At 42.4% G+C, this 25633-nt stretch carries 17 protein-coding genes and 2 pseudogenes; 8 read left to right on the top strand and 11 right to left on the bottom strand.

Annotated features, from left to right (window positions below; translation table 11 throughout):
* The first annotated feature begins 328 nt into the window (after positions 1-328).
* Positions 329-784 carry a hypothetical protein gene (locus ACSAZL_RS20375; RefSeq protein WP_440946379.1) on the top strand — a complete coding sequence of 152 codons (456 nt, stop codon included), beginning with the start codon at positions 329-331 and terminating at the stop codon, positions 782-784.
* Between the two features lie 662 nt (positions 785-1446).
* Here the strand turns inward: ACSAZL_RS20375 and ACSAZL_RS20370 are convergent.
* The 9 genes and pseudogenes from ACSAZL_RS20370 to ACSAZL_RS20330 all read right to left on the bottom strand — a co-directional run.
* A pseudogene (locus tag ACSAZL_RS20370) lies at positions 1447-1608 on the bottom strand (pentapeptide repeat-containing protein); the annotation flags it as partial.
* Positions 1609-2055: 447 nt separating this feature from the next.
* Entirely contained in the window at positions 2056-3444 is a 1389-nt protein-coding gene (locus ACSAZL_RS20365; RefSeq protein WP_440946378.1) for a DUF7507 domain-containing protein, read from the bottom strand.
* A gap of 284 nt (positions 3445-3728) precedes the next feature.
* Positions 3729-4782 (bottom strand): annotated as a pseudogene (locus ACSAZL_RS20360) (transposase).
* A gap of 641 nt (positions 4783-5423) precedes the next feature.
* Positions 5424-6314 (bottom strand): pyruvate synthase subunit PorB, encoded by an 891-nt coding sequence (porB, locus tag ACSAZL_RS20355; protein WP_440946377.1) that lies wholly within the window; start codon positions 6312-6314, stop codon positions 5424-5426.
* Positions 6311-7522, bottom strand: a complete 1212-nt coding sequence (gene porA / locus ACSAZL_RS20350) for a pyruvate synthase subunit PorA (RefSeq protein ID WP_440946376.1) — start codon at positions 7520-7522, stop codon at positions 6311-6313. The genes porB and porA overlap by 4 nt, the downstream gene beginning before the upstream one ends.
* Entirely contained in the window at positions 7522-7782 is a 261-nt protein-coding gene (gene porD, locus ACSAZL_RS20345; RefSeq protein WP_440946375.1) for a pyruvate synthase subunit PorD, read from the bottom strand. The genes porA and porD overlap by 1 nt, the downstream gene beginning before the upstream one ends.
* Positions 7779-8327: a pyruvate ferredoxin oxidoreductase subunit gamma gene (locus ACSAZL_RS20340; RefSeq protein WP_440946374.1), complete on the bottom strand. Its 549-nt coding sequence runs from the start codon at positions 8325-8327 to the stop codon at positions 7779-7781. The genes porD and ACSAZL_RS20340 overlap by 4 nt, the downstream gene beginning before the upstream one ends.
* Before the next feature lie 575 nt (positions 8328-8902).
* Positions 8903-9874 carry a tRNA dihydrouridine synthase DusB gene (gene dusB, locus ACSAZL_RS20335; protein WP_440946373.1) on the bottom strand — a complete coding sequence of 324 codons (972 nt, stop codon included), beginning with the start codon at positions 9872-9874 and terminating at the stop codon, positions 8903-8905.
* 373 nt (positions 9875-10247) lie between these two features.
* A complete protein-coding gene (locus ACSAZL_RS20330) occupies positions 10248-10805 on the bottom strand; it encodes a signal peptidase I (protein WP_440946372.1) in 558 nt (185 codons plus the stop codon).
* A gap of 1109 nt (positions 10806-11914) precedes the next feature.
* Between ACSAZL_RS20330 and ACSAZL_RS20325 the strand changes: the two genes are divergently transcribed.
* From ACSAZL_RS20325 to ACSAZL_RS20305, 5 genes are all read left to right on the top strand, one after another.
* Positions 11915-13903 carry a DNA-directed DNA polymerase II small subunit gene (locus ACSAZL_RS20325; RefSeq protein WP_440946371.1) on the top strand — a complete coding sequence of 663 codons (1989 nt, stop codon included), beginning with the start codon at positions 11915-11917 and terminating at the stop codon, positions 13901-13903.
* A gap of 112 nt (positions 13904-14015) precedes the next feature.
* Entirely contained in the window at positions 14016-15053 is a 1038-nt protein-coding gene (twy1, locus tag ACSAZL_RS20320; protein WP_440946370.1) for a 4-demethylwyosine synthase TYW1, read from the top strand.
* A gap of 857 nt (positions 15054-15910) precedes the next feature.
* Positions 15911-17158, top strand: a complete 1248-nt coding sequence (gene prf1, locus ACSAZL_RS20315) for a peptide chain release factor aRF-1 (protein WP_440946369.1) — start codon at positions 15911-15913, stop codon at positions 17156-17158.
* Between the two features lie 187 nt (positions 17159-17345).
* On the top strand, positions 17346-19055 hold the full coding sequence (argS, locus tag ACSAZL_RS20310) for an arginine--tRNA ligase (protein WP_440946368.1): 1710 nt from the start codon (positions 17346-17348) through the stop codon (positions 19053-19055).
* Positions 19056-19541: 486 nt separating this feature from the next.
* Positions 19542-19913, top strand: coding sequence for a hypothetical protein (locus tag ACSAZL_RS20305; protein ID WP_440946367.1), 372 nt, complete (start codon positions 19542-19544; stop codon positions 19911-19913).
* Positions 19914-19983: 70 nt separating this feature from the next.
* Here the strand turns inward: ACSAZL_RS20305 and ACSAZL_RS20300 are convergent, their stop codons facing one another.
* A complete protein-coding gene (locus ACSAZL_RS20300) occupies positions 19984-20925 on the bottom strand; it encodes a DUF5655 domain-containing protein (RefSeq protein ID WP_440946366.1) in 942 nt (313 codons plus the stop codon).
* A gap of 264 nt (positions 20926-21189) precedes the next feature.
* Here ACSAZL_RS20300 and ACSAZL_RS20295 point away from each other — a divergent pair, with 264 nt between their 5' ends.
* Positions 21190-21516, top strand: a complete 327-nt coding sequence (locus ACSAZL_RS20295; protein ID WP_440946365.1) for a hypothetical protein — start codon at positions 21190-21192, stop codon at positions 21514-21516.
* Positions 21517-21633: 117 nt separating this feature from the next.
* Entirely contained in the window at positions 21634-23043 is a 1410-nt protein-coding gene (locus ACSAZL_RS20290) for an ATP-binding protein (protein ID WP_440946364.1), read from the top strand.
* A gap of 186 nt (positions 23044-23229) precedes the next feature.
* Here ACSAZL_RS20290 and ACSAZL_RS20285 read toward each other — a convergent pair whose 3' ends face one another.
* Complete coding sequence (locus ACSAZL_RS20285; protein ID WP_440946363.1) at positions 23230-25002, bottom strand: asparagine synthase-related protein; 1773 nt, start codon at positions 25000-25002, stop codon at positions 23230-23232.
* Positions 25003-25633 lie beyond the last annotated feature (631 nt).

The raw sequence follows: 25633 nt of genomic DNA, 5'->3' as shown, positions 1-25633 counted from the left end.
AAAAACGGAATCCAAAAGAGAAATCCAAAAATGGAATTTAAAAATGGAATTCAAAAACGGAGTCCACAGCACCGTGTGAGATGCCACAAAGCCGCTTCTAGTGGGGAGGCGATGCATTTGCTACAGGTTAGGGTAGCCTGCACAGTCAGATCTCACTTTGGTGCACAACCGATATACTTGCGTTGCCACCATATCAAGCCGGCAGGTGTATCCGAAAGCCACCTCAAAGAGGTAAAAGACTGGTTTAGTTCCTATAAATCAGAAACCGCCAGATCCATCTATTAAAATATAAAACCTAAAATATAAAACGTCATACCAGGGTGATAAAATGGACCGCGAGACAACCCGGGATCAAAACATTGAAGAAAACGAAACCTTTGATGGCGAAAACCTCAACCTTCCGGATATCCCTCTTCCGGAAACAGATAATGTGCTACATTCAATCCTGAACTCTTTGAATCAGAACATTGCAGACTTTTACACGTTTGTGAAGTTCAACAGCTACCTCTCTGAGGACCATCTCAACGTTGAGCTGCTTAAAAGAAGCATGGGTATTCACAGGGACTTTACAGCCCTTTTCCTGCACACCAAAGAAGAACTGGTATTTACCTACCCGGAATTCGTAGAAAAGATAGAAAAGCTGCTGTTTAAAGGGGAAGTGGGTACCGACTGCATAAAATACACACACAAGGTATGCAGGTCAATAAGTGATTATAAGATCGCTCTTCACAGAGAAGGTTATTTGCCAGACCTCAGAAGACAACTGCCCCTGGTTGACATTTAACTCTCAGGCAGCTTACTTTTTTCCATTCTTTTTCGATTGTGTTTCATTTCCATAATTCTCCTTTTTTTGTCAAAGTCTAAAATTTTATAAAATTTATGTTTTGCATACCTGAGTTTTATAAGATCCAATCTTTGTAAATTTAAAGTCGATCTTAAGCTAAAGCTTTTTAAGGAGCTGAAACCTCATTGGAAATCTCTGAAAAATATAAAAAAGCTCTTCTGCTTTTGATTTTGGTCTCATACTTCCTGGAAAATTTACAGTACCTCTGAAGAGTTATATTCAATTTTCAGTACATCCGTAGTCTTATATTTAGTGAAAGATATTTGGCGTGCAAGGCATCTGTGAAAAAAAACGGTATTCGAAAAACGGTGTCTTGAAAAACGGTAGTCTAAAAAACGGTAGTCTAAAAAACGGTAGTCTAAAAAACGGTATTCGAAAAACGGTATTCGAAAAACGGTATTCGAAAAACGGTATTCGAAAAACGGTATTCGAAAAACGGTATTCGAAAAACGGTATTCGAAAAACGGTAGTCTAAAAAACGGTATTCGAAAAACGGTATTCGAAAAACGGTAGTCTAAAAAACGGTAGTCTAAAAAACGGTATTCGAAAAACGGTAGTCTAAAAAACGGTATTCGAAAAAACGGTATTCGAAAAACGGTAGTCTAAAAAACGGTATTCGAAAAAACGGTATTCGAAAAAACGGTATTCGAAAAAACGGTATTCGAAAAAACGGTATTCGAAAAAACGGTATTCGAAAAAACGGTATTCGAAAAAACGGTATTCGAAAAAACGGTATTCGAAAAAACGGTATTCGAAAAAACGGTATTCGAAAAAACGGTATTCGAAAAAACGGTATTCGAAAAAACGGAATTTTTGAAAAACGTTGATTACAAAACGGCATTAAACAGATGCCTATCACCAATTCGATAAGTAGTTTTCTAGTTTTGTTAATTCGATGGTTTCCGCGTTTCTTAGTCTTAATGCTTAGCGTTTCCAAATAACTCTAGTTTTAGAAATATGGGTTTCGATGCATTATATACAGTTCTTAATTTTATCGTGAAGCCTTCTAAAACTAACCCCCGGGAAAAAATACTTTTATCTTTTTTCTGGCTTGCTGCCCTTTGAAGTAAACCAAAAAAATCACATTTTTCTTGAACATCTCTTTGGATTGAGAATAAAAATTAGCAAATTAGATGAAGGTTTGATTCCCCCATCTAATTGTTTTCTGGGTCGGGCTTGTTTAAAGCTTTTTTACCTGATTCTCGTTGTTTTTACTTCCTTTTATACAGGAATATTGCAGCAAGCATTCCGACTGCGCCATAAACGATTTCAAACCCGGGTATTCCTGCTTTTTCCTGTTCAGGCTCCTCTCCAAGATCTGCTTCTGCGCTCTCAGTGTTCTGGTCAAAATTTCTAACGTCAGGTCCAAGCTGCGTTTCATTGCCAGTTTCGTTCACTTCGAGATTTTTGGTAGGTTTAGGGATGATACGGGCTTCCCCGGTACCGCCATCACTGTGGTAGTGGGCTATACTAGCGTTATTACTGCTATCACTGTCGGTTGAATTAAGGGTAATCGGTTGCTGTACACTGCTGCTTTCATCAGGAAGTTCGTTGCAACTTACTATTGCCGTATTTTCGATGACCCCATCTCCTCCACCGTTACTGTCAATATCCTCTTGGGTTACCGTATAGTTTCCGAAGAAGTTCCACGTTTCTCCCGGATTCAACACTCCTGAGTCAAGATCGTCTCCAGCAGGTCCTGTCAATGTAATCATCGGGTCGTTTACCGAAACTCCTGTCAGGTTCGCGTTACCTTCATTCTTCACAGTTATCTGATATTCTATTATGTCCCCAGGTTCGTTGATTATACGATCTCCAGCTTCATCGGCTCCGATTATTGATTTATATATGAAATAATCAGGGTTCTCTCCTGTTGAATCGTCATCCTCTGTTGAATCATCATCCCCTGTTGAATCATCGTCTCCTGTTGAATCATCGTCTCCTGTTGAATCATCGTCTCCTGTTGAATCATCATCCCCTGTTGAATCATCTCCTGAAGATGCTTTTTCTATCAGTACTTTGGCACTGTCACATTTTGGTTCCAGCTGATCACAGTCTACCATTGCTACATTGTTAATGTATCCATCGCATCCCCCGTTAGTGTTTATGTCTTCCTGCGTTACCATGTAGCTGCCGGTGTATGTCCATATCTCTCCTGGGTCCAGAATATCGTCGGTATCCTTTGACTTTGTTGGCCCTGTTAGAGTTTCAATTAACGAGTCCGTAACAGTTACATTTGTCAGGTCGATGTCTCCGGTGTTTGTCACCTTTATACGGTAGGTGACGACATCTCCTGCCTCTTTTACGCTGGCTTGCGATCCCATACAATTTACGTCTGTAACGCATTTTTCTATTTCATATGCTGGACTGGGTTCGCAAGCCGAACTTACCTGTATGGATGCTGCTTCACAGTCAGATTCGGTTTCCAGCTGGTCGGAGGATGCGTTTGCTGATGTGATTTGCACAAATTGTGTCGCACTGAACATGATCAGCATCACTGAAAATATCAGCAAAAGTAGTGAATGTAACCGGTTTTTCCTCATCCAATGGGGGGTGGATATCATGATTGTTCCCACAAGGTTTGAAATATTCTTTTTCATTTATTCACTTCCAGATTTTTTTCTCTAAAATTTGAATTTATATTTATTACAGAATTAATCATAATTTTCAGAAATTTTCTACACTGCCAGCTTTTGAAAGGTTACCTGAACAGTTAGGTTTATTTTTTATAGCCATGCTGGAAACCCCCTTCCTCTCATATTCCCTTTTTTAAGATATATTTGACACAAGTTAATTTAAAAGATTCCTCTTCGATTCAGATGTTAAACTTTTATATATTTTGTTTAGAAAGGTAATATATAAAAATAGCCCCCTCTTTATTTCTTCATTCAGAGAAGGCTTGTAATTCCTTCCTTTCATTAATCCCGTAATTTACAGTTATCCCCACTAAAAGTACGGCTAAAAAACAGTATTTTTGGACCTAATTCCTCGTATATCTGTGCAAATTCTCCATAGAGTATGCTTTCTTCGCCAATTTGAATACATCTTCTATGATTGATCTAACAGATCTGAACTCTTTCCATTTGCTTATTAGCTCTTTAAATTTTGCAATTATTTCTTTGTAGATTTTTATTTCCTTTTTAGTATCTCTCTTTGAATCAAATATTTTCAGAGGATATCTCAGCATATTGAAAAGTTTCTTAAAATTACAGTTTTTCCTGGGAAAAATTAAAGGTACTACCTTGAACTCTCTGACAGATATCACGTAGTTTTCGTAAGAATAGTAACCTCTATCAGCATAAACAATGTCTCCTGCTCTTATTATTCTCTTCCTTTTCAGTTCTTTAAGAATTTCTGGATAAATTTTAGGTTCTGATGTATTCGCTTCATTAATCAGAAACGCTAATGGTTTCAATGTTTCAGTTTCAGGTGCCAGAGTCAGTTTCATGCCAATGAAAAAACCTCTATGAGTTGAATAACCCCATTTATAGTCCTTGTTCTCCAGGCTTTTCTTGGTAATCTTTTTTGCATGAAAGTTCAGGTTAAGGTTTATGTCTGTACTATCAATGATAATGCCTCTTGATCCACTTTTTCTCTTAGGACATAAATCGTTCAGTAATTCAAAAACATAGTAGGAGAATTGTTCTGGTTCATACTTACTCAGAACACCATAAATTTCATTTTCTTGGTACTGAACCTATTTTTAAAAAGTTTCTCAAGCTTTCCCTTTCTTTTAATTCTCTGATAGAATAGGAAATTTCACAGGAAAAAAACATGCTCAGAAGTACGGTTTTAATCGCAGGCACTGATTTCTGGAGGGGCAGAATGCCCCTCTTTGTAAGGATTTGCCTGCAAGGTCTCATATCAAAAACGTTTAATATTTCGGATAACAATTTCCATCTGAAATCTTCGTTTAGTGGCATAAGCGGAGCTTTCATAATATATCGCCAGAAGAGGATTGTACATCCTCCTCAATAAAATTTACGATTTTTGAAGGTCTTAATTAGATTTTAAATCAAAAATAAGACGTACTTTTTTTGGAGAAACTATTATATGGCTTAATTAGCAGAAAAAAGGGAAATAAATTCCAGTTAAATAGTGAGTTTAAGAGGGCCCTAATATAAAAAAGAAAGGTGGAAGTTTAGTTTTCACTGAAATCTACATTATTCAAGCTCTTTATGAATTAAAACTCTTTATTTTCTTTTTTAAGCATTTTTAAGATTTTTTTCATTCAATCTTTTTTCTAATGTATCCTATTTTTTGGCTCAAATTCTCTCAATTTAATTCATATTGTCTATGGAGAAAAAAAATAATTTTTTCCGAATGAAGTTTTCAGATTTTAGTTTTAAGTTTTTTTGCAGTTTGTTAGCAATCTATGTTTTAAAAGACTGATATCTTGAGAAAAAGTCAAAATCTTTATTTAAATACTCAACAATGTATAAAATTAGGAAGAGTTAAGAGGAAGAAGTTTAGAATAGTGACATCTTTAAATTATTACCCTGGAGATCTAAAAATCTAAACGACCCGCAAAAGTCTAAAAAGAAAATAAAAGAAGAATAAAAAAGTAGAACTTCAGTTTTTACTGAAGTCCGTAGTGTTTTATGTTCCAGTCTGCAGCAGCCTGGATCTTTGCGATTTCTTCTTCGCCGCCTTCCATAGTGAAAAGGTGTTTGAACCGCTTCTGGGCTCTGAGGTATTCCTCGACTGGCCTCGGGTCCTTGACTTTTCTGACCTGGGTGATCTCACCGTTTTCCATTTCGTACATGGGCCAGAGGCAGGTCTCGACTGCGAGTTTTGCAAGTTCGATGGTCTTGGAGCCATCGAAACCCCAACCGGTTGGGCAAGGTGCGTGGGAGTGGATGTAGGTGGGGCCCACAATTTCGGTAGCTTTCTTGACCTTCCTCATCATGTCCCGCGGGAAGCCGATTGAGGTTGTGGCCACGTATGGAGAGCCGTGCGCTGCCATGATAGCCGGCATATCTTTCTTGGGGCGCGGGTTTCCAAAGGAGACTTTACCTGCGGGGCTTGTCGTTGTGGAAGCGTCGAAAGGAGTTCCGGAACTTCTCTGGATCCCGGTGTTCATGTAGGCTTCGTTGTCCACACAGACATACGTAATGTCGTGGCCCCTCTCAAAAGCACCTGAAAGGGATCTAATTCCTATGTCCATCGTTGAGCCATCGCCGCCAACTCCGATGACCCTGGTGTTTCCTTTCCTGCCGAGGGCTTTTAAGGCAGCCTCGACACCTGATGCCACTGCGCCTCCGTTTTCGAAGAGGGAGTGGATCCAGGGGACCTGCCAGGCGGATTCCGGGAAGGGTGTGGTCATAACTTCCAGGCAACCTGTAGGGTTAATCACTATCGTGTCCGGGCCTGCGCCCATGAGCATGAACTTTGCGGCAAGGGCGTCACAGCAGCCTGCGCAGCCCCTGTGTCCCGGAGCAAGGTAGGTTTTTGGTGCGGGTTTACTCATAGTAACTCCTCCTTGACGTCAGCAAACTGGCTCTCAACAGTAATACCGGATTTTGCGACCTTCTTGCTCTCTTCGATTATCTTCTCCACGAGCTGTACGGGCACATCGCGGCCTCCGTGGTTTAAGGTGTAGCCGATAATCGGAATATCACACCTGCTGTTGTACATGCAGGCCTTTGTTTCGGTGAAGAGAGCACCTTCATTGGTTCCGATGGAGATGTTCTTGTCGAGCACGACCACAACATTGGCTTTTGCCAGGGCCTTTCTGATCTGCATCTTCGGGAAGGGCCTGAAGGACCTGACTTTCAGAATACCGATCTTCTCTCCCTTTGCCCTGTACTGGTCAACTACGTCCTTGAGGGTACCCACAAGGGAGCCCATAGCCATGATTACAACTTCAGCATCTTCAAGCTGGTAACCGTCGATAAGGCCTCCGTGGTCCCTGCCAAAGATCTCTGCGAACTCTTTGGAAACGGCTTCAATCTTCGGAAGAGCTGCCTGCATTGCCTTTTCCTGCAGGTATCTGAATTCGGTGTAAGTCGAGGGGTCTGCAAAGGCTCCGAAGGTCATAGGGTTTTTGGGGTCAAGCACGTATTCCGGCTCATATTTGGGCAGGAACTCGTCAGTAAGGTCCTGCTCAAGCAGCACCACGGGTTCGTAGACGTGGGAAAGGATAAATCCGTCCATGCAGGCCATGCCCGGCAGGAGCACATCTTTGTCCTCTGCGATTTTGAAGATCTGGGGGACCATGTCTGCTGCTTCCTGGACGTCTTCGGCATAGAGCTGGAGCCAGCCTGTATCCCTCTGAGCAATTGAGTCCTGATGGTCATTCCAGATATTGATCGGGGCACTGACTGCCCTGTTTGCCACGGTCATGATAATGGGAAGCCTCATTCCTGCGGCGTTGAAGAGGACTTCGTGCATGAGCAAAAGCCCCTGGGATGTGGTTGCGGAGTATGTCCTTGCCCCGACTGCAGAGGCTCCCACAAGGGCCGAGATTGCTGAGAATTCGGATTCCACGTTGATATATTCACAGTTCGGGATTTCCCCGTCTGCCATAAACTGGGATAGGTCCTCGACAATATGGGTCTGAGGGGTGATAGGATAGGCGGAAATCACGTTTGGACGGGAGATTTTTGCTGCATGGGCAACTGCGTAGGAACCCTCCACGACGACCATTTTGGCCTTGTCAGCTGAGTTGAGCGGCATTATTTCTCCTCCAGAATCATTTCAATTGCATCTGCAGGGCATTCGTTTGCACAGATGCCGCACCCCTTGCAGTAGTCATAGTTGTACTCGAAAAAGCCGTCTTCTCTGGGAAGAACTGACATATCGGGGCACACAATCTGGCAGATTCCGCATTTAGTGCATTTTTCATAAATGTAAACAGGACGGAAATTTCTCCAGCCTCCTGTTTTATTTGCCAGGGTTGAACCCGGTTCACAAATTCCTCCGATTGGGATCTTCATGCTTCTTCCCCCCTGATAAGTTCATAGGCTTTCTGGATAGCCTGAGCGTTCTTTTCGGCTACTTTGCCGGAAAAACGGTCCTTTACGGCTTTTTTAATGGATTCCACATTAATTTCTCCGGTTGCACCTGCAAAAGCTCCCAGGAGAACAGTGTTCACAATAGGAAGGCCTATGATGTCCATTGCCACTTTTGTGGCATCCACGGTCATGACTTTTGCTTTTGTATCAAGTTTAAGGTCTTCGGGTTTTTCTTTTGTATTGATAATGATGACGCCGTCATCTTTTATCCCGCTTGCAACATTGACAGTTTCGAGCAGGGTGGCATCCTGGACGATCACGTAATCTGGTGTGTATATCTGGCTTCGGAGCCTGATCGGATTGTCACTGAGCCTTGTGAATGCCTGCACAGGAGCACCTCTGCGCTCTACCCCAAAAGCGGGGAAGGCCTGGCTGAACTTACCATCTTCAAAAGCTGCAACGGAAAGCATTTCAGCCGCAGTAACAGAACCCTGGCCTCCTCGACCGTGTATTCTGATTTCCTTCATCTGGATTCTCCTTCTTAAATGCGGTTTCAAGTTATTGTTTTTCTACTGTTTTTCCAGCACTTTTTGCTGTTTTCGGCAGTCTGTATGGCATACGTCTGTATGGCATACTTATGATTTAGCTGTCGGCACACTGCTGTTAATCGAGTTAACCTGATGTTAATCTCTATATTAATGCTTGCCAGATCAGGAACTGCGTACCTACCCTTGTACGGTTTTGTATCTGGCTTTTTCTTCAGACACCGTTTAATATCCAAAGACAGGTTTGCATGAATTCAAAGCTTTGGACGGCAAATTGTTAACCTGATAGTATTCATAATTGATGGATCATAATTATCTTGAGTGTAATATATTTTCAATTATATGTTCACGCCGTTTGGTGCCTGATAGTTCATGGATAATAGTGTAGATTATTATTAGTTTTTCGGTGAACGTCGAGAAATTCTTTATAAATACTTCTAATTTTAAATTATTTTTTAGACGTTTTATAATTATGGTTTCCAGGTTAACCTGTCTCATAATCATGTTTTTTCTCTAATCTATTGTAAACAAAGCTAAGCTCAAAAAATTGAGTATTTTTAATATTTTTCCTGACAGGAACTTCTCATCAGTTCAGTTATGGCCTTTCCGTCTTTCATGCCATTAATCTTTTCCCTTACATGCCGCGAGCCGCGCAGTCCTTTAGTAAACCAGTGTGCGTGCATCCTGAGGTTTATGGATGAAAGCAGGTTGTGTTCCTCAAGGAGGGAAATATATTTTTCAAAATCCTCAAGTTGCCTGGTCTGTCTCTCAACCTCAAGCTTTTCCCCTGTTTCCAGATAGTGCCTGATCCTTCTAAAAATAAATGGGTTTCCCATTGCTGCGCGCCCTATCATAAGCCCGTCGCAGCCTGTCAGTTCCAGAGTTCTTTCTGCCGATTCCTCATCTCTGATGTCCCCGTTTGCAATTACAGGAATCGAAAGCTCATTTTTGACAGCCCTTATCTCCATAAGGTTCGTGCTGCCTGAGTACATCTGCGATGCTGTCCTGCCGTGCACGGTCAGAGCCGATGCCCCTGCCTTTTCTATCAGGTGGGCAATTTCAAGAGTTTTTTCCTCCCTCTTAAGGAGGCGGATCTTGGCGCTGACCGGTGTCTCCAGGGCATCTGTAAGCTCTGAGATTATTGCATTGACAAGTTCCGGAGAATTGAGGAGAGCCGAACCGCAGCCAGTCCCTGTGATGCATTTTGCTGGGCAACCCATGTTAACGTCTATGACTTCAGGTCTGTACTCTTCTTCAACAAAAAGTGCAGCCTCTCTAAGTTTCTCAGGGCAACTTCCCACAAGCTGAACCCCAAAAGGCCTGTCTTCAGGAGAACTCAGCCCTTTAATAAAAGATTTTCTGCTTTCATTAAGCAGGGCATCCGCATTGATCATCTCTGTGTAGGTCAGGTCAGCTCCGTCCTGCCTGCAAAGCAGTCTGAAAGCCAGATTTGTTACATCTGCCATGGGTGCAAGAAGAAGGTTTCCAGGAAGCTCTGTCCTGCCAATTTTCAGTTTTCTAAGTTTCATGTTTCCTATGTTTTTTAAGTTTCACATTTCTTACGTTTTTTAAGTCTCATGTTTCTCATGATTTCTAGTTTTTTCTATCAACGAAAAGAAGTTAAAAGCAAGATACTCGAACCAGGATTGAAAGTCTGGTTCAGATCCTTAACGAGAATGCAAAAGTTGATTGAAGTTAATTACGGGGTTTGAGGTTAATAGGCGATTGAAGTTAATTACGGAGCTTGATTGAAGTTAAATGTGCAGGTAATGTGGTTATATAATCACAGGAGAATAATGACCACTGGTTATAATGTGGTTGTATAACCACAAGAGAATAATGACCACTGGTTATATACTGTGGAGGCGATTATCTGCTGCAGGCGCATACAACTCAAAGGGCTCATGAAAAGAGCAGCCTGACATATCCAAGGTAAGGAATCCTGTACCTTGCAACCCCTATTATCCATTCATCCTTAACAGGCACATAATAACTTATCTGTCCTTCCTGGTCATAGTGCTTGTTGGTAATAGGGTTGTCTCCTTTGGTAATGTATCCCGAGTAAGGGGCAGCAGGACCGTTTTCCCACATAGGCTCGCCGGCTTCCACCCGGTACATTGCTCTATGTATTATAGGAGTTATGCCTTCCTGCCCGTAGGGTCTATAGAGGATCACGTCTCCGTACTCCCCAAAGGTCGTATAACCTGACTCTTCCCCTTCTTCATTGGTAATAAGATCAACTCGATCGATGTTTTTAATGAAGATAATGTCTCCTACCTGCATATGTGGTTCCATACTTCCGGACTCCACTGCGACCATGGGAGTCCAGAGCCCGAACGCCAGTTTGGAAAGAACCATAAAGGCTATCAGGACAGCCGCAACCGACAGCAAATCCTTTCCAAGGGAAACCAGGAAGCTTTCTTCTTCCTGGGTACTGTTTTGTGTATTAGTGTTGCTCATAGTAAGCCTTTATTCTCTTGATCTTATTCTTCCGGTGCTGTATTATATTTCATTCGGTCTTTATTGCCTGTGCCAGCACTTCATCAGCTATGTAATTTATATTTTTGTATAAATCCCACTTTAACACTTTCAATTGTACCCTACTCTTCTGTTTTATTGTATAAGTCTTTTCGGTATACTTGCCTATACGATTTGTTTTTATCCTATATTAACTTACAATTGATCATCGGGTTATGATATTTTTATAGGCAATTATTTAAAAAATAGACTGAGATTCCCTCGAATTCGAATAAATTGTTCGGAAATCTGTTTAGAAATCTGTTTAGTAAACCTGATTATGCCGGTGCCCGGAAAAATAATGAGGTTCAGGAAATTGAGTGTCCTGAACGCCTGCATATTCAGGCCGTTTCCGGTACCCTCATATTGATTCTTAAATTTTAGAGATCGGGGTAAAAATCAGGGGTAAAGACCAGGGGTAAAGATCAGGGATAATTAACACCCTAAAACTAATTTTTCCACTGCATGGCGATCATTAATTACCGTAACTATATCCTGTTTTAATTGATATAGGGATGCGGATCATATTATATTTAATATAAAAGTTTTTCAGGCGAGTAAGGGAACACCTTTATCCATTAATTCTAAAGTGCAAATCGATACTGTCGGGCGGATTCCAAAACTGTCACCAAGTAATTTTATAAAAGTATTTTATATAATTATTAGGATGTTATCAATGATTATATTAGGCATAGGTGGCAATTATACTGATAATTGCTGGTAATATACCGGAATATGCTAGCAATTATGAGACCATGAGGAGTTCTCAACTGATTTTGAGATGAAAAAAATTACTAAAACTATATCATGTTATTTTGCTTGTATCGAATTACTTTTGTATGTTATTAGTTTTTATATTTTAAATGGGTCTTTGCCTTAAATATTTTTGATTTCAGGTTGATAAATGTCGGGTCAAACAGGTTCAACAGACCCTATCAGTCACGAATCCAGAAGGAAAGTCAGATTGAGAAGCTAATCGAGAGGTCATATCGAGAAGCCATATTTGGAAAGTCAGGTCTGGAAATCCAGGCCGAGAAAGTCAGGTCGGGATTATGAACGAAATCGATATTGTAAGGGCAGTTATAGAGGAAGGGTATCAGATAAGCCCGCAAGCCGTAGAACTGATCAAGTTAAGTAACTCCCCCAAAAGACTTCTAAAATACATTCTTTCAACTATTGATGATTGCATTTTTGTTATTGAGCCCGAACATGTCGACCTGAAGGGCTTTGAAGCTTCTACAACTGTTTCCAGGGTAACATCTGAAGCGTCTCCTGAGATAGTTTCCGGGACGGTTTCAGGTAAAATTTCAGCCCCTTCCTCAGCCCCTTTCCTGGAATCTTCAGACCCTACGGCAAAAGCTTTTGATCCTGCTCTGGACGCCCTTAAAGAACCAGGATTAATTTCAAGTGTCGAACCGGAGGTTGCTTCAACAGTTCAAGTCTCAGACTCCAATCCGGAGATCGAACCTGAAATTCTTTCTTCTCAGGGTTCGAATTCCGATTTTGATTCCGATTCAATTTACGATTCTGCTTCTGATTTAGTTCATGATCCGACTCACGATTCAGTTCACGATTCAGTTCATGATTCAGTTCACGATTCAGTTCATGGTTCTTTTTCCAATCCTGTTAGTCCCTCTGCTTCTTCAAGAAGTGTAGAAAAACCAGCTTCCTCTTTTTTCGGAAATACAGGTCCTTCTTCTGCCTCTAAAAATGCTTTCAGGCCAAATTCTCTTTTTTCAAATCAGAAAAATTCTTTTTCTCCGAGTTCCAGGGATGAAGGAGTCAGATATCTCCCGGGCCGCAACCCTGTTACCGTGCTTTCCGACATCACCGGGCATTCAACCTGTGTTGGAGAGTATATGCAGTTTGTGCAGTATTTCAGGGACAGATACAGCAGGCTCTCTGAAATCCTCCGGGGCAGGATGAATGCCCGGCCTATAGAGAGTTTGAAAAGGAGGAGTTTCCGCCGCGGATCCGACGGAGGCACTGAGGAACTGTCGATCATAGGAATGGTTTCCGACATCAGCAGCACCACCAACGGGCACAAGATCCTTTCTCTCGAAGACCCGACAGGCTCTTTTTCCGTGCTTATCCGAAATAGTGACAAGGAACTCTTTGAGCTGGCTTCGCGGCTCCTTCTGGACGAAGTCGTAGGGATAACAGGCTCGGTTACGAATGATGGAAACCTTATGCTTGCCACAAAGCTCCTCCAGCCTGATGTCCCTAACAGTGTTCAGCGCAGGACAGGAAGCCACGGAAAAGCCGTCCTGATCTCGGATGTGCATGTGGGAAGCTCCCAGTTCCTGGAAGATTCCTGGCTTGACTTCCTGGACTTTTTGAAAGGAGAATCCGACTCCGAAGAAATGCGGGAGATTGCAGCCCAGGTCCGTTATCTCGTTGTTGCAGGAGATCTCGTAGACGGCATAGGGATTTATCCTGACCAGGAAATGGAACTGGAGATTCTGGATGTCTATGATCAGTACAGGAAAGCTGCAGAGTACTTCAGAGAAGTTCCTGAACACATCCACGTGATCATAAGTCCTGGAAACCATGATGCTGTACGCCAGGCAGAACCGCAGCCAGCCCTGCCTGAGAGGATCTGCGCGGACTTTCCCGAGAACGTCACCTTTGTCGGCAACCCTGCTCTTGTGGATCTTGACGGTGTCCAGATCCTTATCTACCACGGCAGGTCTATTGACGATCTGGTGGCAAGCGTTCCCGGGGTCTCGTATCAGGAACCTGCAGGGGCAGTCCTTGAGATGCTAAAGCGCAGGCACCTTGCTCCGACTTACGGGAGCAGGGTTTCCATATCCCCTGAGAAAAAAGACTACTTTATAATCGACCCCGTTCCGGATATCATTCATACGGGGCACGTCCATACCCTGGGAGTCCAGCGATACAAAAATGTCCTGCTGGTCAACTCCGGAACCTGGCAGGCTCAGACTGAGTTCCAGAAGCGTGTAAACCTGATGCCCATGCCGGCCAGAGTCCCGGTTGTGGATCTTGCAGATTTTGACGTGAAAATCCTGGCATTTGATTGAGCCCGAGTCTGCGGGTTTAGATCCTGTTCGGGTTCAGGTCCGGTTCCCCCCGAAGTTCTCTAAAATTATTTTCCGATCCTTATATATACCACAAAGATTTAATATCCGGAAAATGCCACTTGAAGAAAGAAAGGAAGAGAAAGAAGATTTCGGAGAAAGCTTTCCGGAAATCCTGGAAGAAAATCGGAGTGAAGAACAGGGCTCTCTCCCCTTTGATATCCCTGATTTTGCGACCCTTCTTAAAAAGCAGGGCTATGCTCTCGCAGGCCGCCACTCGGCAGTAAAAACCTGCCTCTGGCTCAGAAAAGCCATGAACGACGAAGGCTTTTGCTACAAATCGAAGTTTTATGGCGTCCGGTCCCACCGCTGCCTCCAGATGACTCCCACTCTCATATGCAACCAGCGCTGCCTTTTCTGCTGGCGCCCGACTGAGGTCCCGGTCCCTGCACCCGGAGAATGGGATTCCCCTGAAAAAATAGTTGAGGAAAGCATCGCCTGCCAGCGCAAATTGATCACGGGTTTCGGGGGTTCTCCGAATGCACTCAGGGAGCGCTGGCTTGAAGGTAATGAACCCAATAACGTTGCAATCTCCCTGTCCGGAGAGCCGACCTTTTACCCTTACCTTCCTGAACTTATCGAGGAATATGAAAAGAGAGGTTTTACCACCTTTCTGGTTACAAACGGAACCGTCCCTTCAATGCTTGCAAAGGTCAACCCTTCTCAGTTATACATGAGTCTTGATGCCCCGGACCTCGAGACCTACCTCAGAGTCTGCCAGCCAAAATCGCCTGCCCTCTGGGACAGGATCAACGAGTCTCTGGACATCATGAGGGATAAATGCTCAAGAACAGTCATCCGGACCACACTGGTAAAGGGCGAAAATATATTCAATCCGGAAGGCTACGCCGAACTGATTAAAAGAGCCTCCCCGGATTTTGTGGAGATAAAGGCTTACATGCACCTCGGCTTTTCGCGCCTCCGTCTGGACCGTTCTGCCATGCCTGCCCATGAAGATGTATTGGAGTTTTCAAAAAAGCTTGCAAAACACCTGGGGTATGAGATAGCAGATGAGTCCGAAATCAGTCGGGTTGTCCTGCTCTCAAAGGACGGAAAAAAGTCTCCTGTGAAAAAGATTTCCTGTCAGGACTAAACCTTTCTTAGATAACCTTTTTTACCAGGTTTTTTACCTGACTTTTTCCTTATTTTTACTTACCTTTTTATCCAACTCTTTTTATCCAACTCTTTTTATTTTCGATTTTCACTTATCCGGTCAGTTCTCCCTTTTTTCTCTATTTTCTCTATCTCTCTTCTATCTGAAAGTGAATTCTAAAGTAAGAGATTAGTGTACAGGAATGTTTTTATAGTTAAATGAATATATAAAAAAAGTCGGGGAATAGAAACAAATATAAACCTAAGTTTCAATTAGAGTATCATCCCACAGGGATTAATCCAGTATTAAATTAAATCAAGCCGTTAATTATCACATACAGTCTGAGTAATATTATGTCTCATATCTAGTGCGATCAAAAGAATGCGAAACCTGGCGGGTTTATGCAGCATAAGAGCAAGTTTTAGCGATTTGCTGAGATGTCGGCTTCTGAAGGGTGTATTTCTCACTCTCAGGTTCTTCGTATTCCAGGCGGTTTTTGTACCCGGATTTCGGGTGAGACAGGAACTCACTGTGTGATTTATCCTTATCAAATCCTCCGGTTATCCGTTGTATGCCAACCGATACGCTAAACGAGTCCAATATGCCAAACAAATATTACACTGAATAACTAAATTTATTATGATGCCGGACTTTATAACTTTTCAGTTGAAATCATCGGTTTCAACAGAAATCTCTAACTGAACCAGATATATCCCGGTTAAACTGGACAATCTCAATACAAATCAATCTCAATACAAATCAATCTCAATACAAATCGATCTCAATTAAGATCAATTCACTATCAGATTCACGATAATCACGAATCTTACTGCTTTATTCATCGGGGAATTTTTAAAATGACTGAACAATCCGCACACGAAAAGTACGAATTTAAAAAGAAGCTTGAAAGCCTCAGGGATAAGAAAGGAAGGAGCACGGAGCTTATTTCCCTTTATATTCCTGCTGACAAGCAGATTTTCGATGTCACAAACCAGTTAAAAGACGAGCACGGGCAGGCTGCAAACATAAAGTCCAAACTTACGAGGACGAATGTGCAGGGAGCAATTGAATCTCTGCTCTCAAGGCTCAGATACCTGGATAAAGTACCTGAGAACGGAATAGTGTACTTTACAGGGGCTGTGGACATCGGAGCCAACAAGACAAGCATGGAAAGTGAGGTAATCATTCCTCCCGAACCCATTACTGTCTACAAGTACCACTGCGACTCATCTTTTTATCTTGAGCCTCTTGAGGATATGCTCAAGGATAAGAGCACCTTCGGGCTTCTTGTTCTTGACCGCAGAGAAGCGACCATAGGACTTCTGGTCGGAAAACGAATCCAGGCCTTCCGCAACCTGACCTCAACGGTTCCCGGAAAGCAGAGGAAAGGTGGTCAGAGTGCCCACCGTTTCCAGCAGCTCAGGCTCATTGCAATTCACGATTTCTACAAGAGGATAGGAGATGCTGCAAGTGAGATCTTTATGGCTGTTGATCATAAAGACCTCAAAGGCGTCCTGATAGGAGGTCCCTCTCCGACAAAGGAAGAGTTCTACGGCGGGGAGTTCCTGCACCATGAACTCCAGAAGAAAATCCTCGGGCTCTTTGATACGGCATATACTGACGAGTCCGGGCTTTCCGAGCTTGTTAATGCTGCAGGAGAAAAGCTCCAGGACCTTGAGCTTATGGGACAGAAGAACGCAGTCAGAGATTTTTTCAAGGAACTGATTGCCGATTCTGGTAAGGTAGCTTACGGAGAATCCCAGGTCAGGGCAAACCTCGAGATCAATGCAGTGGACGTGCTCCTGCTCTCCGAAGACCTTCGGGCGGAAAGAGTAACCACGAGATGCAGTGTATGCGGATACGAGAATAAGTGGACACGGCGCTGGAAACCCGGAGAACCTGCTCCCACGGCCGGTAACTGCCCCAAGTGCGGTTCTTCCCTTGAGGTTACGGACGTTATAGACGTTGTGGACGAATTCTCAGAGCTTGCCGACAAGAGCAACGCGAAGGTAGTTTTCGTATCCACCGACTTTGACGAAGGTTCCCAGTTAATGAATGCTTTTGGAGGCATTGCTGCAATCCTGAGGTACAGTACCGGAATCTGAGTACCGAAGGTGATCTCTCCAGAGGGGGCAAAGTCCCCTATCCACTAATTTTTTATCCGATACTCTTTTAATTAAACTGTCCTAAGATCAGTGGATCAAAAGTTAATAGGATAAAAGCTATCACATCAAGGCTATCATATCAAGGAATTTCATAGTTTTTCACGGTTATTTATACAGGTGATTTATCTTGTTCCTGGAACTCAAAGCTCAGGCTACATCAATCTTAAAAGAGGCTATCCGAAAGGTCGGGTTTGAGGTTGAGGATTCCGAACTTCAGTTCGAAACCTCCTCCCATGCTGACCTTGCAAGCAGAGCCGCCTTCAGGCTTGCAAGCATTCACAAGCAAAACCCAAAAGAGCTTGCATCCCGTATCGTTTCTGCAATTGAAATTCCTGAAGGCTCGTACATAGGAAAAGTAAGTGCTGCAGGCCCTTACATTAACTTCCTTGCAGGCAGGCACTACCTGGACGAAACCGTAACGGCTGTCCGGGAAGAAAAGGAAAAATTCGGCTGTGGAGCTCCGAAGGACAGGATCCTCCTTGAGCACACCTCGGCAAACCCTAACGGCCCCCTGCACGTAGGGCATATCCGCAATTCGATTATAGGGGACACTCTTGCCCGTATCCTCAGGCGCGCAGGGTACGATGTTGAGGTCCAGTACTATGTTAACGACATGGGACGTCAGATTGCGGTGGTTTCCTGGGCATGCGAACGCTTTGAGCTTGACCTTTCCAGGAAGTCCGATGCTGCAATTGCTGACGTATATATCAAAGCTAATGTCGAACTGGACAAAAACCCCGACTATGTAAGGGAAATCGATGCCCTTATGGAAAAGGTCGAAACCGGAGACCTCAAAACTATCGAACGTTTTGATAAGGCAGTTTCCCTTGCTGTTGCCGGGATCAAAGAAACCCTCCTCCGCTTAAATGTCGTGCATGATAAATTCGTGAATGAGTCTCGCTTCCTCAAGTCCGGGGCAGTCCACGACATTGTCGAGCGCATCAAGGCTACCGGCAGGACTGAAACGGATAAAGGAGCCCTTGTGGTAGACCTTTCGGACTACGGGTTTGAAAAGACCCTTGTTATCCAGCGCTCAAACGGCACCTCCCTCTACACAACCCGCGACCTTGCCTACCATGAATGGAAAGCCGGGCAGGCAGACCGTATAATCGACGTTTTCGGAGCCGATCACAAGCTTATTTCCGGCCAGCTCAGGGCTACGCTGAATTCGATAGGAATCAAGGAGCCGGAAGTCGTAATTTTTGAGTTCGTCTCTCTCCCCGAAGGCTCGATGAGCACCCGCCGCGGCCAGTTCATAAGTGCGGATGACCTCTTTGACAGGGTCACCGAAGCTGCCTTCGAGCAGGTTGAAACCCGCCGCCCCGAAACTTCAACCGAATTTAAGAAACAGGTTGCGGAAATGGTCGGAATAGGTGCAGTCCGCTATGACATTGTAAGGGTCTCCCCCGAAAAATCCACGGTCTTCAACTGGAAAGAAGCCCTTGACTTTGAAAAACAGGGCGCTCCCTACATCCAGTACTCTCATGCCCGTGCCTGCAGCATCCTTGAGAAAGCAAAAGAAGAAGTCGCCTGGGACCCTGCAGCAGAGATTAACCCCTCTCTCCTTGTCGAGGACAGCGAAATCGATCTCATCAAGAAGATGGCAATGTTTGACGGCGTAATCGACCTCGGAGCCCGTGAACTCAAACCCCACGTCCTTGCAATCTACGCTCGCGAACTTGCCGATGCCTTCAATCAGTTCTACCGCTTTGTCCCGGTTATCGCAGCCGAAGACGAGCAGGTCAGGGCTTCAAGGCTTGCCCTCGTAGACTGCGCAAGGATTGTCCTTGCAAATTCTCTTGATACGCTGGGGATAGGTGCTCCTGAATCAATGTGAAAGTATGAACAAAGAGGAAGCAACAAAGAGAAAAAAACGGAAAAGAGGAAAATAGTAATAAATTATTCGTTTTCCTTTTTTCCCTATCTCTCCATTCCTTTTTATCCTCCTTGTTTTACGATTTTCGTCCTCGGTTTCCTTGTTTTATGATTCTTGTTTTTGGTTTCTTCGTTTTATGATTTTTGTTCTCGGTTTCTTGTCCTTCGTCCCCCGTTCTTCGTCCCCTGTTCTTTGTTCGCTAGTTGAAACGCTGTAATTAAAACACTGTAACTAGCGTCCTGTCAATCATCAAGTATCGAATGAATGACTGTAACCCGTTTAATACGGCATTACTTGATTGACAGGACACCAGAAACAACGACAGTGGTTTTGCACAAAACATATTCTAGAAAAATATATGACCCTTTATAACAAGCTCATATTACTCTACAAAGTAACGTTGCAGCGATAAGTATGATCACTATAAATGAAGCTTTTAGGACATTTTTGAGTGAACAGGAAACCTGTTTAAAGCCTGATGCCTTCATGGACTGTGAAGATGTGATCCTTCTTTACGAGGAATTCCTTGAACTCAATGCAGAGGACTACCTGTCAGATGAAGACAGGGCTCTTTGTACCGCCCGGCCTGAAGGCAAAAGTTACTTTGACGTTTTTGGACCCGAACAGCTCAGCTCCGATGGAATTAAGGATTTTCTCGAGGACTACGTGATTGAGGTTGGAGGAGGTAAAAAGTTCATCGGGACAGCTGCAAAAGTTCTCCAGAGCTTTTTTGAATGGGCTCGAGAAAAAGGGTACATTGAGGAAAAAGCTTTTGAAACGAATAACGAACTCCTCGCAAAGTACAGGAAGAGATATTGAGTGTAGGAAAATAGAAAAATCAAGCTTTTTAGATAGTTTTTTCCTTTTTCTTTTTTGCGAAGTTTCGTTCTCAGTTGTTATCATAACTTTGCCTTATCAGATCTTCTGCTTTTTTCAAGTCATCATCTGATCGTATGGTAATCTCCAAATCGCCTGTTCCGAAATGTCCTATATTTCTCACATCTCTTGTAAATCCAGGCTCTAAAATGATTTGATCTGGATTTATTTTAACAAATACGAGAATGTTTCTTGTTTGAGGATGAACTTCTACACATGCAAAGTTTCTCAACCTTTTGAAAGCTATGTAATTCTTGAGCGCTTTGAACTGTACATCATCACCTAAGGCTTCGATGAACGATTTTAACTCTTCATATCGGTTCTGAATTTCGGAATCAGATTGTTCTATATATTCACTTACAGACTTGCTAGACCATTTTTTGATGCTGTTCTGTTTTGCTTTGATTTCTATATTTTTCTCATTTCTCAAAGAATTGCCCGTATTTTGCACATTAGTTGCACTTACAAGATCTAGAAGGAGAAGATCGTCTTCAAACTTCAGATAACGAAGGAGTTCAATATTACGGTTTATTTGCTGTATTGCATGCACATCGTATTTTGTGAAATCACCTGCAATGCAAATTAAACGTGGGATTCCCCATTCAATTTCATTGGCAGTTTCAGTACCAAGAATTTCCATTACCTTAAGTTTGAATTCCGCTTTATGGTCGAGGAGCCAGTCGAGATAAAATAATCCCTGGTTTATCACATTCTCGTTTAAGGTTCTCTTGTATTCAATTATAACGGGGGAATTATTTTCGTCAATACCAAGTGTGTCAATTCGTCCTCCATGTGTTTTTCCAGTTGAGTATTCACTCGCAAGAAATTTAATTCCCAACAGTGTTTCCAAGTTCTTTTCCATGTAGTTCTGGAGAGATTTTTCCAGAGCAATAGAAGATCCTTTCAGTTCTCGTGCTGAATCTCCGTTAATTTTGAAAATGCGAGTGTCACTCATTTTGTTCCCCTTTTCCAAATAAGATTTACAAATTTGATCTCTTGTGTTTAATCGAAAACATATTAGTAAATCTAATTACTTAATCTTCTGTTATCAGAGAAACGAAGTAAATTAAAACTTTAAGCATACAGATAGATTTTACTGAATAATATTGTTTTTTAACAAGTATCATTAGTCGTCAATTAATCGTCATACTATAACATAAATGAGACAGAAGCGGTAGTATCCAATCAAAGAGAGACCTCATCAAGGAAGATTGCTTCCATGGAACCTGAAAATTCTAACACTTCTAAGGAAAGACTCCATGTTGCTCTTTCTTTCAAGCGATTTTATCGTGAGATCCAAGATGAAGAAATAGAAAATGCAATCAATTACCTTGCTTCGAATATGCCGGCGGATATCCTGAAAGAGACTTTTGAGAAATTTGAACAGAATCTTGATTTTGCTGTAGAGGGGCATTTTGGCCTTGGAATATACGTTCGTAATCTTCTCCGTGAAGGAGGCCTTGACTGGGGAGACATGGAACTTGATGAAAATTGGTTTTACCTTCTGTGGAAGACTTCGAAAAAAGTATGCAGTAAAAAGGATTGAACCTAAATTATTGATTTCCTCATTATTCGAAATTAATATACTTTAAGGGATTATACTTTCAAGTATACTACTTTAAAATAGTATACTCTTAAGTATCTTAATGCTCTAAATATTATTATGTTTCTCAACCGGAAAGCTGAGCTTTCCCTCTTCGAAAACCTCCATGCTGAAGGCAAGCCCAAACTGATCCTCCTCTACGGGAAGCGCCGTGTTGGGAAAACCGAGCTTCTGAACGAATTTGCTCGCAGGCACAGGGCTCTCTATCTTGTGGCCCGGCAGGAGGCATATGAGGGGCAGCTTAAAAAGATGAGTTCCGAAATTGCGGAATTCTTTGATGATGATGTCCTGAGGCACAGCCCTTTTCAGAATTACGATGCCCTTTTCATTTATCTTGCACAAAAGGAAACCCCTGTCCTGTTTGATGAGTTTCCTTACCTTGTTGAGGCAAACAGGGCTCTGCCTTCAATCCTTCAAGAGTACTGGGACCGCTATTTCAGCAAAAAGAAGACTTTCCTGGTGCTCTGCGGCTCTTCCATTGCCATGATGGAATCTCTGCTCGGGTATAAATCTCCGCTTTACGGCAGGAGGACAGAACAGATCCTGCTTGAGCCCCTGAAGTTCAGGGAAGCCTGTGAGTTTTTTCCGCAGCTGGAGCCGGAAGATAAAGTCCTTACTTATGCGGTACTGGGAGGGGCACCTGCGTACCTTCTCGAGTTCGATTACGGAAAACCCCTTCTGGAAAATATAAGGGACCGAATCCTGCAGAAGAATACTTTCCTCTATCAGGATACAATGTTCGTGCTCCAGCAGGAGCTCACCGAACCCAGGATATATTACTCGATAATAAATTCCATTGCAAAAGGGAATACCAGACTGGGAGAGATAATGAACGACACAGGGCTTGAGAAGAGCAAGATTACGAAGTACCTGAGTGTTTTAAAAGAACTCCATATCATCGAAAGAAGGGTTCCTGTCACGGAAAAAAGTCCTGAAAGTTCAAAGAAGGGCATTTACCTCCTCAAAGATAACTACTTTAAGTTCTGGTTCCGATTTGTCTTTGAAAATGCCGAATATATCGAGCAGGGTAGGCAGGAGAAACTTATAGGGGATAAAATAAGCCCTGTCCTGAACACCTTTGCAGGCTTTGCTTACGAAGAAATAGTCCTCGAATACCTGAAATCCAGTCCCGGATTTTCGGATTATATTTTTGGGCGCTGGTGGGATAAAGAGGAAGAAATCGATGTTGTTGGGCTGGACAGCAGCCAGAACAGGATCATTTTTGGTGAGGTTAAGTGGAAAGCCCTCACGGAAAAGGAGGCAAGGCAGACTCTGAACCGGCTTGTGGAAAAATCGGTGGAGGTAAAATGGGGGAAGAACTTGAAATCGGGAGAAAGACAGGGAGATCCGGAAAAAAAATACCTGCTTGTAGGGAAAACCGTAGGAGGAAAAAAACGTTTGCTTGAAGATGGCTATCTGATACTGGAACTGGAAAATCTGGTCGAAAAGGCTGATCTGGTTGAAAGTTAAGCCCACCCCGAAGGAAATTTTCTGTTATACAGTTAATTTCGCTCCCCTTCCCTCCATTCTCAAGATTTTTTGACTTTAATTTTTCTCATTTTCATGTTAGCTAGTTAATATTAGCTAATTGATATCAGCTAGTTAACATTAGCTAATTGATATCCGTTAATAATATCCGCTAATAATATCCGCTAATTAAAGAGGTCTTTTTGTCGGGTATCCGGCTGGCTTCAGAACCTTCTTGCTTCTGGACGAATAAGCTTCTCCCTTGATGCCTGCAAGGTATTCCAGAGTACTTATTCCGTTCACTGATATGGGGTACTTTTCTTCGTTTCTGTATTCCAGAATCATTTTTAGTAGCGGATATTCCTCAATGTTTTCATTGTCATATCTTGAAACTTTAATTAGAAATCTCGAAAGAAGAGGGTTTTCAAAATATCTTCCCCACATAGGATTATTCACTTTTTCATCGTAGTAGCTGTGAACGAATGTCCTGTAATAAAGGAGTTTTTCATACTTTGAGCGCTTTTCCAGGGCCTTGAGGTTCAGTATATCGGTAGTACAATCAATTTTTTTAAGCATCTCCAGATCTCCTGAAAACAGGCAGTCTCTGGCATATTTTTTGTAGAGGTCCTGGTTTATTCTGTGTTTTATCGGAACTTTTAAGAAGAAATTAATAAATTCGGTGTCCCAGAAAGGAGTTCTCCACTCATATCTGAAAAACTCGTAGACTCTGACTGAATTGACTATGAACTTTGACTGTCTTTCATTGAAATCAAAGAATTCTATTGCATTTGCAAATGTTTCATTATCTTTGATTTCCAGCCCTGCTGTTGACTTGCTTATCCTCTGCTTGAAGATTTTTTCAAGTCCCTGCCCATGAGGCCATTTCCAGAGGTTGTAATGTTTTTTCAAGGAGGCTTCCAGATAAGCTTCCAAACTGAAGTCCCCTGAATTGTCGAGGCAATACGGAGGAATATGACTGCCTGCAAGCATATCTCCACTGTGCCCGGGGATAAATACTGAATTTTCCGGAATCTTCCCCTGGCTTTTCAGCTCTTTAACTGCCAGAAAGTCCTGCATGTGCGGGAGAGATGATAAATTTCCAGCCAATATCCGGAACAAATCGGCTTCCTTTGAATTGTAACACTCATGCCATTTTTTTGCGGTGTATTCTACGAAAAGCCACTCATATCCCAGGGCTTCTGCCACGTGTCTGCCGATATCTGATTCCCGGCTGCCTTTCCTTCCATAGCTCATACATATAACATCATTAACTCCGAGCCTTTTTAGCATTCCAACAATGATGCGTGAATCAAGCCCCCCGCTTAACGGGACTACCAGCCTCTTTCCCTGCTTGCTGGTGCTTTCTATAAGCCTTGAGAAGGCATTTACAAGGGTCCGGTCCAGAAGTTCAAGCAATCCGGTCTCAGGCAGTTCATAATAGTCTCCGTGTAAAAATCGGAAGTAATGGCAGGATTTTAGGCGCTTCTCATTTTTCTGATAAATTAAAAATTCCCCGGTTCTTATCTGCTTTATGTCATCAAAGAGCGTCTCGTTGCCTGTTACGTATCCGGCGACCATGAACTCTGCCGCATTTTCCTCATTCAGGGGCTGATTGATTTTATCTTTTAAATAGCAGGCACTATCTGATACAAGAAAACCGGTCCTTGTTTTTATATAAAAAAGAGGAATGCTTCTTGTTTTATCAACAGCGCAAAATATAGTATTTTTTGTCTCGGCAACAAACGCAAACTCCCCATTTAATTTCTCAAGAAGGGCTCCGATTTCTTTTTCTCTGCCCTGCCCCCCTTTGCAGATTAAGGCGGATACCAGCTCAGCAAATTTTTCCGGACTCTGGAGTTCATTCTCAAAAAATACGTTTCCTTTCAGGTAACATCTGGCTCCCTTAATTTTTACCTCTTTCCAGGGATGGTACTCATTCAGTAATTTTATTTCATTTTTCATAGTTCAGATCCCCCTAAATTGGAAAGCTCAGAGTCTGTAATGGTTTTTCCTGATACAGGTTTTGCAGTGTTTCTCATTAATTTGGACATCATGTCTCCAGCTTTAAATTTCAATGGCTCTAGATCAACTGTAAAGCCAGGGTTTTATTGCATCCAGATTGTAGCACTTTGGTAATTTGTTGTTCCTAATATATGGCCGAAGACGCATCTTTGGTTGAATTATGAGGATGGATCAGTTCAGGGATCAGTTCAGGGATCAATTTTCAGAAATGATCTCAAGAAATCTCCTTATTTTTTATAATGTTATACGATTTTAAATGAGTAACACATACTCTATTTTAAATCAGTTAAGACCTTATACAGCTATTTATCCCCCATCAAGCTTCAATTTATTTCCTTTTAATTGCCGCCTTTTTTCCAAAGGGAACGTTTAAGAGATTTATACTCTAAAAATTCTTTTTATTATATAATCTTCAATACCTTAAATTTCTTTTTATATTTAGTTTATCAAATATTTTTTTATGTTTCGATTTTGGAGACCTGATTTTCACTCGGCAACTTTGTTTAATGAATAAAGGTTCGGTACCCATGCTTTTTAATTTATTATCCAGAGTAATTCCAATACTTATAAT

The sequence above is a fragment of the Methanosarcina mangrovi genome, assembly GCF_052057765.1.
Taxonomy (GTDB): Archaea; Halobacteriota; Methanosarcinia; order Methanosarcinales; family Methanosarcinaceae; genus Methanosarcina.
Note: the sequence above shows the minus strand (reverse complement) of the source record. Positions and strands in the feature narration are given on the sequence as shown.